This is a genomic window from Streptomyces sp. NPDC005496 (assembly GCF_042872045.1).
Taxonomy (GTDB): Bacteria; Actinomycetota; Actinomycetes; order Streptomycetales; family Streptomycetaceae; genus Streptomyces.
The window spans coordinates 141,516-157,045 of the sequence record NZ_JBIAJQ010000014.1 but is presented as its reverse complement, the minus strand read 5'-3'; the positions used below and the strand labels follow the sequence as shown (position 1 = coordinate 157,045).

Genomic DNA, 15,530 nt, shown 5'->3' with positions numbered 1-15,530 from the left:
CCGAGGGTGTCAGCCTGGGCATGCCGCAACTGCCCGCGCCCGACTACCCGGACGACGTCCGGACCCGGCTGGAGACGGACGCGCGCGAGATCATCGCCCGCTACCCGGACTCCCGCTCCGCGCTCCTGCCGCTGCTGCACCTCGTGCAGTCCGAGGAGGGCCACGTCACGCGCACCGGACAGCGGTTCTGCGCCGAGATGCTCGGCCTGACCACCGCCGAGGTCACCGCGGTCGCCACCTTCTACTCCATGTACCGCCGCAGGCCCAGCGGCGACTACCAGGTCGGCGTCTGCACCAACACCCTGTGCGCGGTGATGGGCGGCGACGCCATCTTCGAGGCGCTCCAGGACCACCTGGGCGTCGGCAACGGCGAGACCACCGGCGACGGCAAGGTCACCCTGGAGCACATCGAGTGCAACGCGGCCTGCGACTTCGCCCCGGTCGTGATGGTCAACTGGGAGTTCTTCGACAACCAGACCGTCGACTCCGCCAAGCGGCTCGTCGACGACCTGCGCACCGGAGCCCGGGTCGAGCCGACTCGCGGCGCCCCCCTGTGCACGTTCAAGGACACCGCCCGGATCCTGGCGGGCTTCCCCGACGAGCGCGAGGGCGCCGTGGAGGCCGGCGGCAGCGCGGGCCCCGCCTCGCTGACCGGTCTGCGGCTGGCCAAGGGCGAGACCGGCGCCGCACGGGTGGTCCACCCGCGGGGCTCCGGCCCCCAGGACGGGACCCCGCACGAGCCGTCGCCTGCCGAACACCTCAGCTCGCACGACGCGCCGCAGGACACGTCGGCCTCCGACCCGTCCCACCCGGCGGGTCCCGCAGCCGAGGAGGGGGAGTGATGACCTTGTCCACTCAATACGGAGGCACCTCCCAGCCGGAGGCCGGCGGGGGGAGCAGCCCCGAGAAGCTGCTCGCGCCCGTGCTGTCGGCGTTCTGGGACGAGGAGAAGTCCTGGACCCTGGACGTCTACCGCAGGCACGAGGGGTACGAGGGGCTGCGCAAGGCGCTCGCCATGTCGCCGGACGACCTCATCGCGTACGTCAAGGACTCCGGTCTGCGCGGCCGCGGCGGCGCCGGCTTCCCCACCGGGATGAAGTGGCAGTTCATCCCCCAGGGCGACGGCAAGCCGCACTACCTGGTCGTCAACGCCGACGAGTCGGAGCCGGGGACCTGCAAGGACATCCCCCTCCTCTACGCGAACCCGCACAGCCTCATCGAGGGCATCGTCATCGCCTGCTACGCGATCAGGTCCTCGCACGCCTTCATCTACCTGCGCGGCGAGGTCGTCCCCGTCCTGCGCCGGCTGCACGAGGCGGTCCGCGAGGCCTACGCCGCCGGGTACCTCGGCGAGAACATCCTCGGCAGCGGACTCGACCTCGAACTCACCGTGCACGCCGGAGCGGGCGCGTACATCTGCGGTGAGGAGACCGCGCTGCTCGACTCGCTGGAGGGGCGCCGCGGCCAGCCGCGCCTGCGTCCCCCCTTCCCCGCGGTCGCGGGCCTCTACGCCTGCCCCACCGTGGTGAACAACGTCGAGTCGATCGCGTCGGTTCCCGCCATCCTGAACAAGGGCAAGGAGTGGTTCCGGTCGATGGGCAGCGAGAAGTCCCCGGGCTTCACGCTGTACTCGCTCAGCGGCCACGTCGCGAGCCCCGGCCAGTACGAGGCGCCGCTCGGCATCACCCTGCGCCAGCTGCTCGACATGAGCGGCGGGATGCGCCCCGGACACCGGCTGAAGTTCTGGACCCCGGGCGGCTCCTCCACCCCGATGTTCACCGACGAGCACCTCGACGTCCCGCTGGACTACGAGGGAGTCGGCGCCGCGGGCTCCATGCTCGGCACCAAGGCGCTCCAGTGCTTCGACGAGACCACCTGCGTCGTCCGCGCGGTCACCCGCTGGACCGAGTTCTACGCCCACGAGTCCTGCGGCAAGTGCACCCCGTGCCGTGAGGGCACGTACTGGCTCGTCCAGCTGCTGCGCGACATCGAGGCCGGCAAGGGCGCGATGTCCGACCTCGACAAGCTGAACGACATCGCCGACAACATCAACGGCAAGTCCTTCTGCGCCCTCGGCGACGGCGCGGCCTCGCCGATCTTCTCCTCGCTCAAGTACTTCCGCGAGGAGTACGAGCAGCACATCACGGGCCGGGGCTGCCCCTTCGACCCGGCCAAGTCGACCGCCTGGGCGGACAAGCACGCGGAGGTGAACGCATGACAGTGACCACCAGCGCTCCCTCCGGAGGCGGCGAGGCGGCGATCCCGCCGGAGGACCTGGTCTCGCTGACGATCGACGGCGTGGAGATCAGCGTGCCCAAGGGCACCCTGGTCATCCGGGCCGCCGAACAGCTCGGCATCGAGATCCCCAGGTTCTGCGACCACCCCCTCCTCGCCCCGGCCGGCGCCTGCCGCCAGTGCATCGTCGAGGTCGAGGGCCAGCGCAAGCCCATGGCGTCCTGCACCATCACCTGCACCGACGGGATGGTCGTCAAGACGCAGCTCACCTCGCCCGTCGCCGAGAAGGCGCAGCACGGGGTGATGGAGCTGCTGCTCATCAACCACCCGCTGGACTGCCCGGTCTGCGACAAGGGCGGCGAGTGCCCGCTGCAGAACCAGGCCATGTCCCACGGACAGGCCGACTCCCGCTTCGAGGGCCGCAAGCGGACCTACGAGAAGCCGGTCCCGATCTCCACCCAGGTGCTGCTGGACCGCGAGCGGTGCGTGCTGTGCGCACGCTGCACCCGCTTCTCCAACCAGATCGCCGGCGACCCGATGATCGAGCTGATCGAGCGCGGCGCGCTCCAGCAGGTCGGCACCGGCGAGGGCGACCCCTTCGAGTCGTACTTCTCCGGGAACACGATCCAGATCTGCCCGGTCGGCGCGCTCACCTCGGCGGCGTACCGCTTCCGCTCGCGGCCCTTCGACCTGATCTCCTCGCCGTCGGTGTGCGAGCACTGCTCCGGCGGCTGCGCGACCCGCACCGACCACCGGCGCGGCAAGGTCATGCGGCGCCTCGCCGCCGAGGACCCCGAGGTCAACGAGGAGTGGCTGTGCGACAAGGGGCGGTTCGGCTTCCGCTACGCGCAGCGGCCGGACCGGATCGGCACCCCGCTGGTGCGCGGCGCGTCCGGTGAGCTGGAGCCCGCCTCCTGGCCGGAGGCGCTGGAGGCGGCGGCCCGCGGGCTGTCGGCCGCGCGCGGCCGGGCCGGGGTGCTGACCGGCGGCCGGCTGACCGTCGAGGACGCCTACGCGTACAGCAAGTTCGCGCGGGTGGCCCTCGACACGAACGACATCGACTTCCGCGCGCGCGTGCACAGCAGCGAGGAGGCCGACTTCCTGGCGGCCCGGGTCGCCGGCCGCGGCCTGGACCTCGACGGCACGGGCGTCACGTACACCTCCCTGGAGAAGGCGCCCGCCGTGCTGCTCGCGGGCTTCGAGTCCGAGGAGGAGGCGCCCGGCGTCTTCCTGCGGCTGCGCAAGGCCTGGCGGGGACACGGCCAGCGGACCTTCTCGCTCGCCACGCACGCCACCCGGGGCCTGGAGAAGGCGGGCGGCACGCTGCTGCCCGCCGCGCCCGGCACCGAGACCGAGTGGCTGGACGCCCTCGCGAGCGGCGTCGGCCTGGAGGGCGACGGGGCCCGGGCGGCCGAGGCGCTGCGCACCGAGGGCGCGGTCATCGCGGTCGGCGAGCGGCTCGCCGCCGTCGCGGGCGGTCTGACCGCCGCCGTACGGGCCGCGACCGCGACCGGGGCCCGGCTGGTGTGGATCCCGCGCCGGGCCGGGGAGCGCGGCGCGATCGAGGCGGGCGCGCTGCCGTCGCTGCTGCCGGGCGGCCGCCCGGCCACCGACCCGCGCGCGCGGGACGAGGTCGCCGCCGTCTGGGGCGTCGCCGAACTCCCGCACCGCTACGGCCGCGACACCGGCCAGATCGTGGACGCCGCCGCCGGCGGTGAGCTGCAGGCGCTGGTGGTGGCGGGCGTCGAGGTCAACGACCTCCCCGACCCGGTACGCGCGCGTGCCGCCCTCGCCGAGGTGCCCTTCCTGGTCTCGCTCGAACTGCGTCCCAGTGAGGTCACCGACCACGCCGACGTCGTCCTGCCGGTCGCCGCGGTCGCCGAGAAGTCGGGCACGTTCCTCAACTGGGAGGGCAGGGTGCGGCTCTTCGAGGCGGCGCTCAAGCCCGACCAGATGACCCGCCGTCTCGCGCCCACCGACGCGCGCGTCCTGCAGATGCTGGCTGACGCGATGGATGTCCACCTGGGCCTGCCGGACCTGCGCACCGCGCGCGCCGAGCTGGACCGGCTCGGCGCCTGGGACGGGCCGCGCGCCGACGACCCGCTGGAGACGTCTGCGCTGCTGCCGCGGCCCGCCGCCGGCGAGGCCGTGCTCGCGGGCCACCGGCTGCTGCTCGACCTCGGCCGCCTCCAGGAGGGCGACGAGGCGCTGGCCGGGACCCGGCACGCCGCACACGCGCGGGTGTCGGCCGCCACGGCCGCCGAGGCGGGCGTCGAGGAGGGCGGTCTCCTCGCCGTCACCGGCCCCGCCGGAGTCGTCGAACTGCCGCTGCGGATCACCGAGATGCCCGACCGGGTCGTCTGGCTCCCGCTGAACTCCACCGGAGGGGGCGTCGCCTCCGACACCGGGGCGCTGCCCGGCGCACTCGTCCACATCGGCCCGGCGACGCACGCTGCCGAGGCCCCCAAGGAGGTGGAGGCATGACTCCGTACCTCGCCGCTGAAGACCTCTCGATGTTCGGCCGCGACCCCTGGTGGCTGGTCGTCGTCAAGGCGGTCTTCTGCTTCGCCTTCCTGATGATCACCGTGCTCTTCTCCATCGTGTGGGAGCGCAAGGTCGTCGCCTGGATGCAGCTGCGCATCGGCCCCAACCGGCACGGCCCCTGGGGCATGCTCCAGTCGCTCGCCGACGGCATCAAGCTGATGCTCAAGGAAGACGTCATCGTCAAACGCGCGGACAAGGTGGTCTACGTCCTCGCGCCGATCGTCGCGGCCATCCCGGCGTTCATGGCGATCGCGGTGATCCCCTTCGGGCCGGCCGGCAACGAGGTCTCGATCTTCGGCCACCGCACCACGATGCAGCTCACCGACCTGCCGATCGCGATGCTCTACATCCTCGCGGTCGCCTCGGTGGGCATCTACGGCATCGTCCTCGCGGGCTGGTCCTCCGGGTCGACGTACCCGCTGCTCGGCGGTCTGCGCTCCTGCGCCCAGATGATCTCCTACGAGATCGCCATGGGCGCCGCGTTCGCCTCGGTCTTCCTCTACTCCGGGTCGATGTCGACGTCCACGATCGTGGAGCAGCAGCACGACCGCTGGTACATCGTGCTGCTGCCGGTCTCCTTCGTCATCTACGTCGTGACGATGATCGGCGAGACCAACCGCGCCCCGTTCGACATGCCGGAGTCCGAGGGCGACCTGGTCGGCGGCTTCAACACCGAGTACTCGTCGATCAAGTTCGCGATGTTCATGCTCGCCGAGTACGTGAACATGGTGACGGTCTCGGCCGTCTCCACGACGCTCTTCCTGGGCGGCTGGCGGGCCCCGTGGCCGGTCAGCACCTTCTGGGAGGGCGCCAACCACGGCTGGTGGCCGATGCTCTGGTTCACGGTGAAGGTGCAGCTGCTGCTGTTCTTCTTCATCTGGCTGCGCGGCACGCTGCCCCGGGTCCGCTACGACCAGCTGATGAAGCTCGGCTGGAAGGTCCTGATCCCGGTCTCCGTGGTCTGGCTGATGCTCGTCGCGACCGTCCGGACCCTGCGCAACGAGAACTACGACTTCGCCGACATCGCCCTGTACGTGGGCGGCGGTGTCCTCGCCCTGCTGCTGCTCTCGTTCGTCGTGGACATCTTCCGCGACCGGGGATCCAAGGAGCAGGAGGCACCCGCCGAGCCGGCCGCCTTCGACCCGATGGCCGGCGGCTTCCCCGTGCCGCCGCTGCCCGGCCAGGAACTGCCGCCGGTCCCGCGGCGCCGCCCGCGCCGCGAGCGGGAGTTGATTGTCAGTGGTGGGTCCGATACTGCGAGTGACGGATCACTCGGCGGGACTCGTGACGGAAAGGAGGGGTCCGATGGCTGAGGAGCCGAAGGAGACCGGGCAGACGAAACCCGGCTTCCAGAACCCCGTCGCCGGCTTCGGCGTGACCTTCAAGGCCATGTTCAAGAAGCGGCTGACCGAGCAGTACCCGGAGCAGCCGAAGACCACCGCCCCGCGGTTCCACGGCCGGCACCAGCTCAACCGCCATCCGGACGGCCTGGAGAAGTGCGTCGGCTGCGAGCTGTGCGCCTGGGCCTGCCCCGCCGACGCGATCTACGTGGAGGGCGCGGACAACACCGACGAGGAGCGCTACTCGCCGGGCGAGCGGTACGGCCGCGTCTACCAGATCAACTACGCCCGCTGCATCCTGTGCGGACTGTGCATCGAGGCGTGCCCCACGCGCGCGCTGACGATGACGAACGAGTTCGAGCTGGCCGACAGCAGCCGCGCCAATCTGATCTACACCAAGGAGCAGCTGCTCGCCGGACTGGAGGAGGGCATGGTCGACAGCCCGCACTCGATCTTCCCCGGCACGGACGAGCAGGACTACTACCGCGGACTGGTCACCGAGGCCGCGCCGGGCACGGAGCGCCAGGTGGCCGTCTCCCAGGGCGAGGTGCCGCAGGAGGCCGCGTCCACCTTCGGCGAGGACGAACCGGCGTCGGAGAAGGTGATCCGCCGATGATGCCGCTCGCCGCCTACTCCACCTCCACCGGAGAGGCTGTCCAGTTCTGGGTCCTCGGCACCGTCGCCGTGATCGGCGCCCTGTGCACCGTCTTCATGAAGAAGGCCGTGCACAGCGCGCTCTGTCTCGCCGGGACCATGATCATCCTGGCGGTCTTCTACCTCGCCAACGGCGCGTACTTCCTGGGCGTCGTGCAGATCGTCGTCTACACGGGCGCGATCATGATGCTGTTCCTCTTCGTGGTCATGCTCGTCGGCGTCACGGCGGCGGACTCGCTGAAGGAGACCATCAAGGGCCAGCGCTGGCTGGCCCTGCTCTGCGGTCTCGGCTTCGGCATCCTGCTGTTCGCCGGCATCGGCAACGCGTCGGTGAAGGACTTCAACGGCCTCGCCCAGGCGAACGCGAACGGGAACGTGGAAGGCCTCGCCTCCCTCATCTTCACGAAGTACGTGTTCGCCTTCGAGATCACCGGCGCGCTGCTCATCACCGCCACCGTCGGCGCCATGGTGCTGACGCACCGCGAGCGCACCGAGCGGGCCAAGACCCAGCGCCAGCTGTCCGAGGAGCGCGTCCGCGAGGGCAAGCACCTGCCGCCGCTGCCGGCGCCCGGTGTCTACGCCCGGCACAACGCGGTGGACATCGCCGGCCTGCTGCCCGACGGCACGCCGTCGGAGCTGACGGTCAACAAGACGCTGCGCGAGCGCGGCCAGATCCGTGACGTGTCGACCGAGGCACTGAACGACCTGAAGGCCCTGGAGCAGCGCGCCGAGGAGCGCCTGGAGCGCACGAAGACAGGGGAGGGTCCCAAGTGAACCCGGTCAACTACCTGTATCTCGCCGCCCTGTTGTTCACGATCGGCGCCACCGGTGTGCTCATCAGGCGGAACGCGATCGTGGTGTTCATGTGCGTCGAGCTGATGCTCAACGCCTGCAACCTCGCGTTCGTCGCCTTCTCCCGCCTGCACGGCAATCTCGACGGCCAGATCATCGCCTTCTTCACGATGGTCGTCGCCGCCGCGGAGGTCGTGGTCGGACTCGCGATCATCGTGTCGCTGTTCCGTTCCCGCCACTCGGCCTCGGTCGACGACGCCAGCCTGATGAAGCTGTAAGGGGTCGCTGAATCGTGGGTAACTTGATTGCGCTGCTGGTGGCGGCGCCTCTGCTCGGAGCGGCCGTACTGCTGTGCGGCGGCCGCCGGCTGGACGCCGTCGGGCACTGGATCGGCACGATCCTCGCGTCCGCGTCCTTCGTGATCGGCGCGGTCCTCTTCGCCGACATGCTGGGCAAGGACGCCGAGCACCGGACCCTGACGCAGTACCTGTTCAGCTGGGTGCCCGTCGAGGGCTTCCAGGCGGACGTCGCCTTCCAGCTCGACCAGCTGTCGATGACGTTCGTGCTGCTGATCACCGGCGTCGGCTCGCTGATCCACGTGTACTCGATCGGGTACATGGAGCACGACGAGCGGCGCCGCCGCTTCTTCGGCTATCTGAACCTGTTCCTCGCGGCGATGCTGCTGCTCGTCCTCGCCGACAACTACCTCCTGCTGTACGTCGGCTGGGAGGGCGTCGGCCTCGCCTCGTACCTGCTGATCGGCTTCTGGCAGCACAAGTCGAGCGCCGCCACCGCCGCGAAGAAGGCCTTCCTGGTCAACCGCGTCGGCGACGTCGGCCTGTCGATCGCCATCATGCTGATGTTCACGACCTTCGGGACCTTCGCCTTCGGGCCGGTGCTGAGCAGCGTGGACGACTCCGGTGAGGGCAAGCTGACGGCCATCGGCCTGATGCTGCTGCTGGCCGCCTGCGGCAAGTCGGCCCAGGTGCCGCTGCAGTCCTGGCTCGGCGACGCGATGGAGGGCCCGACCCCGGTCTCGGCCCTCATCCACGCCGCGACCATGGTGACCGCGGGCGTCTACCTGATCGTCCGCTCCGGCGAGATCTTCAACGCCGCGCCGGACGCGCAGCTGGTCGTCACCGTCGTCGGCGCCGTCACGCTCCTCTTCGGTGCGATCGTCGGTTGCGCGAAGGACGACATCAAGAAGGCGCTGGCCGGCTCGACCATGTCGCAGATCGGCTACATGGTGCTGGCGGCCGGACTCGGCCCCATCGGCTACGTCTTCGCGATCATGCACCTGGTCACGCACGGCTTCTTCAAGGCCGGGCTCTTCCTCGGCGCCGGTTCGGTCATGCACGGCATGAACGACGAGGTCGACATGCGCCGGTACGGCGGCCTGCGGAAGTACATGCCGGTCACCTTCGTGACCTTCGGCCTCGGCTACCTGGCCATCATCGGCTTCCCGGGCCTGTCCGGCTTCTTCTCCAAGGACAAGATCATCGAGGCGGCCTTCGCCAAGGGCGGCACCGAGGGCTGGATCCTCGGCGGCACGGCCCTGCTGGGCGCCGCGATCACCGCGTACTACATGACGCGCGTGATGCTGATGACGTTCTTCGGCGAGGAGCGCTGGCGGAACACGCCGACGCCCTCCCCGGCCGAGCCGAGCGTGGAGCCCGCGGCGGAGCAGCACGGCGAGCACGCGGAACCGCACCCCCACGAGTCGCCGAAGTCCATGACGATCCCCATGATCGTGCTGGCCTTCGGATCGGTCTTCGCGGGCGGGTTCTTCAGCATCGGCGACCGCTTCCTGCACTGGCTGGAGCCGGTCACGGGGCACGAGCACGGCGACTCGCCGCTCAGCGCCCTGACGGTCACGCTCGCCACGATGGTGGTCCTCGTCGTCGGTGTCGCCGTCGCCTACGCCCAGTACGGGCGCCGCCCCGTCCCGGTGGTCGCCCCGCGCGGCTCCCTGCTCACCCGGGCCGCCCGGCGCGACCTGCTCCAGGACGACTTCAACCACGTCGTGCTGGTGCGCGGCGGGGAGCACCTCACCCGCTCCCTGGTGTACGTCGACCACACCCTGGTCGACGGCGTGGTCAACGGCACGGCGGCCTCGGTCGGCGGGCTCTCCGGGCGCCTGCGCAAGCTGCAGAACGGCTACGCGCGCTCGTACGCGGTCTCGATGTTCGGCGGTGCGGCGGTCCTCATCGCCGCGACCCTGCTGATGAGGGCGGTCTGATACCGATGTCCTTTCCCCTGCTGACAGCGACGGCGGCGCTCCCGGCCCTCGGGGCGATCGCCACGGCCGCGGTGCCGGCCGCGCGACGCGTCGCAGCCAAATGGCTGGCGCTGCTGATCTCGCTCGCCACCCTGGTCCTCGCCGCGGTCGTCCTGGTCCGCTTCGAACCGGGCGGCGACCGTTACCAGCTCACCGAATCCCACTCCTGGATCGCGGACTTCGGGGTCCGGTACGAACTGGGCGTGGACGGCATCGGGGTGGCGCTCGTCGCGCTGACCGCCCTGCTGATCCCGTTCGTGATCCTCGCGGGCTGGCACGACGCCGACCCGCACGAGACCGGAAGCAGCCGCTGGCGGCCGACCCAGGGCTTCTTCGCCCTGATCCTGGCCGTCGAGGCGATGGTGATCATCTCCTTCGAGGCCACCGACGTCTTCCTCTTCTACATCTTCTTCGAAGCCATGCTCATCCCGATGTACTTCCTCATCGGCGGCTTCGGGGACCGTGCGCACGAGCACGGGGACGCGGTGGCGGCGACACAACGCTCGTACGCCGCCGTGAAGTTCCTCCTCTACAACCTGGCGGGCGGCCTGATCATGCTGGCCGCCGTCATCGGCCTCTACGTGGTCGCCGGGAACTTCTCGCTCCAGGAGATCGCCGAGGCCCGGGCCAACGGCTCGCTGGACATGGCGACCAGCACGGAGCGGTGGCTCTTCCTCGGCTTCTTCTTCGCCTTCGCGGTGAAGGCGCCGCTGTGGCCGCTGCACACCTGGCTGCCGAACGCGATGGGTGAGGCCACGGCCCCGGTCGCCGTCCTGATCACCGCGGTGGTCGACAAGGTCGGCACCTTCGCGATGCTGCGCTTCTGCCTCCAGCTGTTCCCGGAGGCCTCGAAGTGGGCGACGCCCGTCATCCTCGTACTGGCGCTGATCAGCATCATCTACGGGGCGCTGCTCGCGGTCGGCCAGCGCGACATCAAGCGGCTGGTGGCCTACGCGTCCATCTCGCACTTCGGGTTCATCATCCTCGGCATCTTCGCGATGACCAGCCAGGGCCAGTCCGGCGCGACGCTGTACATGGTCAACCACGGGATCTCGACGGCCGCCCTGATGCTGGTGGCCGGCTTCCTGATCTCGCGGCGCGGCTCGCGTCTGATCGCCGACTACGGAGGGGTGCAGAAGGTCGCGCCGGTGCTCGCCGGCACGCTCCTGATCGGCGGTCTCGCGACCCTCTCGCTGCCCGGACTCGCGCCGTTCGTCAGCGAGTTCCTGGTGCTGGTCGGCACGTTCTCGCGCTACCCGGCCATCGGCATCATCGCCACCTTCGGCATCGTCCTCGCCGCGCTCTACACGCTCGTCCTCTACCAGCGGACGATGACGGGCCCGGTGAAGTCGGAAGTCTCGGAGATGCCCGACCTCAGGGTGCGTGAGCTCCTGGTCGTCGCCCCGCTGATCGCGCTGCTGATCTTCCTGGGCGTCTACCCGAAGCCGCTCACCGACATCGTCAACCCGGCGGTCCAGCAGACCATGTCAGACGTACACAAGAAGGACCCCAAGCCCGAGGTGGAGGCGGCCAAGTGAGCGCAGTAGCCGTCCACAGCCTGTGGACAAACGCGGCCGACCCGATCTCGAAGATCGACGCGCCGAAGATCGAATACGGGCAGTTGTCGCCCACCCTGATCGTCATCGGGGCGGCGGTCATCGGGGTCCTGATCGAGGCGTTCGTGCCTCGCAAGTCCCGTTACTACGCCCAGGTGTTCGTGTCCGTCGTCGCGCTCGCCGCCGCGTTCGCCGCGGTCGTGGCGCTCGCCGCCGGCGGATACGGCACGACGAAGGCGCACATCGCGGCCATGGGCGCCATCGCCGTGGACGGACCCGCGCTCTTCCTGCAGGGCACGATCCTGCTCGCCGCGGTGCTCGGCGTCTTCACCTTCGCCGAGCGCCGGCTCGACCCGGAGGCGCACGGCAACCGCGTCGACTCCTTCGCCGCACAGGCCGCGTCCGTGCCCGGCAGCGACAGCGAGAAGGCCGCCGTCAAGGCGGGCTTCACCACCACCGAGGTGTTCCCGCTGCTGCTCTTCGCGGTCGGCGGCATGCTGGTCTTCCCCGCGGCGAACGACCTGCTGACGCTGTTCATCGCGCTGGAGGTCTTCTCCCTCCCGCTGTACCTGCTGTGCGCCGTGGCCCGCCGCAAGCGGCTCATGTCGCAGGAGGCCGCCGTCAAGTACTTCCTGCTCGGCGCCTTCGCCTCCGCGTTCACCCTGTTCGGCATCGCCCTGCTGTACGGGTACGCGGGCTCGGTGTCGTACGCGACGGTCGCCCAGGTCGTCGACGGCACCGTGCAGAACGTGGACCCGGCGCTCGCCGGCACCATGGGCAACGACGCGCTGCTGCTGATCGGCGTCGCGATGGTCGTCATGGGCCTGCTGTTCAAGGTCGGCGCCGTGCCGTTCCACATGTGGACCCCGGACGTCTACCAGGGCGCGCCCACCCCGGTCACCGGCTTCATGGCCGCGGCGACGAAGGTGGCCGCCTTCGGCGCCCTGCTCCGCCTGCTGTACGTCGTCCTGCCCGGCCTGCGCTGGGACTGGCGGCCGGTCATGTGGGCCGTCGCGATCGTCACCATGCTGGGCGGCGCGATCGTCGCGATCACCCAGACCGACATCAAGCGGCTCCTGGCGTACTCGTCCATCGCGCACGCGGGCTTCATCCTCGCGGGTGTCATCGCCACGACGCCCGACGGGGTCTCGTCCGTGCTGTTCTACCTGGGCGCGTACTCCTTCGTCACGATCGGCGCCTTCGCGGTCGTGACCCTGGTCAGGGACGCGGGCGGCGAGGCCACCCACCTGTCCAAGTGGGCGGGGCTCGGACGCAGGTCCCCGCTGGTGGCGGCCGTGTTCGCGGTCTTCCTGCTGGCCTTCGCGGGCATCCCGCTGACCTCCGGGTTCGCGGGCAAGTTCGCCGTGTTCAAGGCGGCGGCGGAAGGCGGTGCGGGTGCGCTGGTCGTCGTCGGTGTGATCTCGTCGGCGATCGCGGCCTTCTTCTACATCCGCGTCATCGTGCTCATGTTCTTCAGCGAGCCGCGCCCCGAGGGCCCCACGGTCGCCGTGCCGTCGCCGCTGACCATGACGGCGATCGCGGTCGGCGTGGCCGTCACGCTGGTGCTGGGTGTGGCGCCCCAGTACTTCCTTGACCTGGCCGGCCAGGCGGGGGTCTTCGTCCGCTGACGCCGACCGTGTACGTGTGCCGGGCCCCGGCCTCCGCAGGGAGGACCGGGGCCCGCGCGCGTTCCGGACTCGGCGCCGGGTCGGACACCTGTACGGATGTGCGGGCCGCGGGAGCGTGGCGCAACGGAACGGGACGGTCGCAGCCTGTGGACAACTCCCGGGGCTGTCGGTGCGGAGCCCTATGGTGGCTGTCGTGGGCGAAGCACGGCATACGGGGGACGACGGGCGATGAGCGGGATGGGCGGGACAGCTGTGGTGACCGGAGCGGACGCGATGACGGGACCGGCACAGAGCGAGGCGCTGGCCACGCTGCACCGAGTCTTCGGGTACGAGGCCTTCCGCGGCGAGCAGGGAGCCGTCATCGACCACGTGGTCGACGGGGGCGACGCCGTCGTCCTCATGCCGACCGGCGGCGGCAAGTCCCTCTGCTACCAGATCCCGGCCCTGGTCAGACCCGGCACGGGCGTCGTCGTCTCGCCGCTCATCGCGCTGATGCAGGACCAGGTGGACGCGCTGCGGGCGCTCGGCGTGCGCGCGGGCTTCATGAACTCCACGCAGGACTTCGACGAGCGGCGGACGGTCGAGGCGGAGTTCCTGGCCGGCGAGCTGGACCTGCTCTATCTGGCCCCGGAGCGGCTGCGCCTTCAGGGCACGCTGGACCTGCTCTCGCGCGCCAAGATCTCGGTCTTCGCCATCGACGAGGCGCACTGCGTCGCCCAGTGGGGCCACGACTTCCGCCCGGACTACCTGGCCCTGTCCCTCCTCGGCGAGCGCTGGCCCGACGTCCCCCGCATCGCCCTCACCGCGACCGCCACGCACGCGACGCACAAGGAGATCACCCAGCGCCTCGGCATGCCGGACGCCCGCCACTTCGTGGCCAGCTTCGACCGGCCCAACATCCAGTACCGCATCGTCCCGAAGGCCGACCCCAAGAAGCAGCTGCTGTCCTTCCTGCGTGAGGAGCACGCGGGCGACGCGGGCATCGTGTACTGCCTCTCGCGCAACTCGGTCGACAAGACCGCCGAGTTCCTCTCGCGCAACGGCATCGAGGCCGTGCCGTACCACGCGGGGCTGGACGCGGGCACCCGCGCGGCCCACCAGTCGCGCTTCCTGCGGGAGGAGGGGCTGGTCGTCGTCGCGACCATCGCCTTCGGCATGGGCATCGACAAGCCGGACGTGCGGTTCGTCGCCCACCTCGACCTCCCCAAGTCCGTCGAGGGCTACTACCAGGAGACCGGCCGCGCGGGACGCGACGGACTGCCGTCCACGGCCTGGATGGCCTACGGGCTGCAGGACGTGGTGCAGCAGCGCAAGCTCATCCAGGGCAGCGAGGGCGACGAGGCGTTCCGCCGCCGGGCCGCCGCCCACCTGGACTCGATGCTGGCGCTGTGCGAGACGGTCCAGTGCCGCCGCTCGCAGCTCCTCGCCTACTTCGGCCAGGACCCGCAGGCCGACCGCTGCGGCAACTGCGACACGTGCCTGGCCCCGCCGGAGACCTGGGACGGCACGGTCGCCGCCCAGAAGCTGCTCTCGACGATCGTCCGGCTCCAGCGGGAGCGGGGGCAGAAGTTCGGCGCGGTCCAGATCGTCGACATCCTGCTCGGCCGGCGCACGGCCAAGGTGATCCAGTTCGACCACGACCAGCTGTCCGTGTTCGGCATCGGCGAGGAGCTGTCGGAGTCCGAATGGCGCGGTGTGGTCCGGCAGTTGCTGGCCCAGGGCCTGCTCGCGGTGGAGGGGGACTACGGCACGCTGGTGCTGACCGAGGCCAGCGGGACGGTGCTGCGGCGCGAGCGCCAGGTGCCGTTGCGCAAGGAGTCGGCGAAGCCGGTCACCTCCCGGTCGGGTTCCGGCCGGGGCGAGAAGCGGACCAAGGCCGCCGTGGCCGAGCTGCCCGCCGAGCTGGTCCCCGTCTTCGAGGCCCTGCGCTCCTGGCGCGCGGCCCAGGCCAAGGAGCAGGGCGTCCCCGCGTACGTCATCTTCCACGACGCCACCCTCCGGGAGATCGCCACCGCGGCGCCGGCCTCGGTGGCGGAGCTGGGCCGGATCGGCGGCGTGGGCGAGAAGAAGCTGGCGACGTACGGGGAGGGAGTCCTCGCGGCACTCGCCGAGGCGGGCGCCACGACAGCGGCCCCGGCCGCCGGGGACAGCCCGACCTCTGGTTCCGGCGACGGCGCCGCCCGCGGCTCCGGCCAGAGCCCCGCTTCCGGCTCCGATGAGGGACTGACCCGCAGGTCCAGTGAAGTCCCCGCTTCCCGTTCCGGTGCCGACAGCAGCCCCGGGTCCGGTGAGGGCTCCGGCGCCCGTTCCGGTGGGGGCCGTAGCTCAGGCTCCGGTGGCGGCCGTACGACTGGGCACGCCTCCGCCTCCGCCTCCGCTTCCGTCTCCGACGACACGGGGCGTACCTCCGGCTCCGGTTCCGCTCATGTCCCGGACCCGGACTGGCCCGAGCTGGACGGACCCGAGCCGGAGCCCGAGGACTGGATGTAGGGCGCGGCGCCCT

Annotated in this window: 11 protein-coding genes; all 11 read left to right on the top strand. The window is 70.7% G+C overall.

What is annotated here, in order from left to right; translation table 11 throughout:
* Nucleotides 1–20: 20 nt before the first annotated feature.
* Nucleotides 21–842, top strand: a complete 822-nt coding sequence (gene nuoE, locus ACFYQQ_RS34910) for an NADH-quinone oxidoreductase subunit NuoE (protein WP_355779494.1) — start codon at nucleotides 21–23, stop codon at nucleotides 840–842.
* Nucleotides 842–2,218 (top strand): NADH-quinone oxidoreductase subunit NuoF, encoded by a 1,377-nt coding sequence (gene nuoF / locus ACFYQQ_RS34905; RefSeq protein WP_355779453.1) that lies wholly within the window; start codon nucleotides 842–844, stop codon nucleotides 2,216–2,218. Before nuoE ends, nuoF begins: the two co-directional genes overlap by 1 nt.
* Nucleotides 2,215–4,719, top strand: coding sequence for an NADH-quinone oxidoreductase subunit G (locus tag ACFYQQ_RS34900; RefSeq protein WP_356167074.1), 2,505 nt, complete (start codon nucleotides 2,215–2,217; stop codon nucleotides 4,717–4,719). The genes nuoF and ACFYQQ_RS34900 overlap by 4 nt, the downstream gene beginning before the upstream one ends.
* The gene (gene nuoH / locus ACFYQQ_RS34895) at nucleotides 4,716–6,092 is read left to right on the top strand and encodes an NADH-quinone oxidoreductase subunit NuoH (RefSeq protein ID WP_388906557.1); all 1,377 of its coding nucleotides are present in this window, start codon (nucleotides 4,716–4,718) and stop codon (nucleotides 6,090–6,092) included. Before ACFYQQ_RS34900 ends, nuoH begins: the two co-directional genes overlap by 4 nt.
* The gene (nuoI, locus tag ACFYQQ_RS34890; protein ID WP_355786322.1) at nucleotides 6,085–6,735 is read left to right on the top strand and encodes an NADH-quinone oxidoreductase subunit NuoI; all 651 of its coding nucleotides are present in this window, start codon (nucleotides 6,085–6,087) and stop codon (nucleotides 6,733–6,735) included. The genes nuoH and nuoI overlap by 8 nt, the downstream gene beginning before the upstream one ends.
* Nucleotides 6,732–7,547 (top strand): NADH-quinone oxidoreductase subunit J, encoded by an 816-nt coding sequence (locus tag ACFYQQ_RS34885; RefSeq protein ID WP_355786325.1) that lies wholly within the window; start codon nucleotides 6,732–6,734, stop codon nucleotides 7,545–7,547. Before nuoI ends, ACFYQQ_RS34885 begins: the two co-directional genes overlap by 4 nt.
* Complete coding sequence (gene nuoK / locus ACFYQQ_RS34880; protein ID WP_006133113.1) at nucleotides 7,544–7,843, top strand: NADH-quinone oxidoreductase subunit NuoK; 300 nt, start codon at nucleotides 7,544–7,546, stop codon at nucleotides 7,841–7,843. Before ACFYQQ_RS34885 ends, nuoK begins: the two co-directional genes overlap by 4 nt.
* Nucleotides 7,844–7,857: 14 nt before the next feature.
* The gene (gene nuoL, locus ACFYQQ_RS34875) at nucleotides 7,858–9,804 is read left to right on the top strand and encodes an NADH-quinone oxidoreductase subunit L (protein ID WP_355786329.1); all 1,947 of its coding nucleotides are present in this window, start codon (nucleotides 7,858–7,860) and stop codon (nucleotides 9,802–9,804) included.
* 5 nt (nucleotides 9,805–9,809) lie between these two features.
* Nucleotides 9,810–11,381, top strand: coding sequence for an NADH-quinone oxidoreductase subunit M (locus tag ACFYQQ_RS34870; RefSeq protein ID WP_355786332.1), 1,572 nt, complete (start codon nucleotides 9,810–9,812; stop codon nucleotides 11,379–11,381).
* Nucleotides 11,378–13,027 carry an NADH-quinone oxidoreductase subunit NuoN gene (nuoN, locus tag ACFYQQ_RS34865; RefSeq protein WP_356167088.1) on the top strand — a complete coding sequence of 550 codons (1,650 nt, stop codon included), beginning with the start codon at nucleotides 11,378–11,380 and terminating at the stop codon, nucleotides 13,025–13,027. The genes ACFYQQ_RS34870 and nuoN overlap by 4 nt, the downstream gene beginning before the upstream one ends.
* A gap of 237 nt (nucleotides 13,028–13,264) precedes the next feature.
* Complete coding sequence (recQ, locus tag ACFYQQ_RS34860; RefSeq protein ID WP_388906551.1) at nucleotides 13,265–15,517, top strand: DNA helicase RecQ; 2,253 nt, start codon at nucleotides 13,265–13,267, stop codon at nucleotides 15,515–15,517.
* The last annotated feature ends 13 nt before the right edge of the window (nucleotides 15,518–15,530 follow it).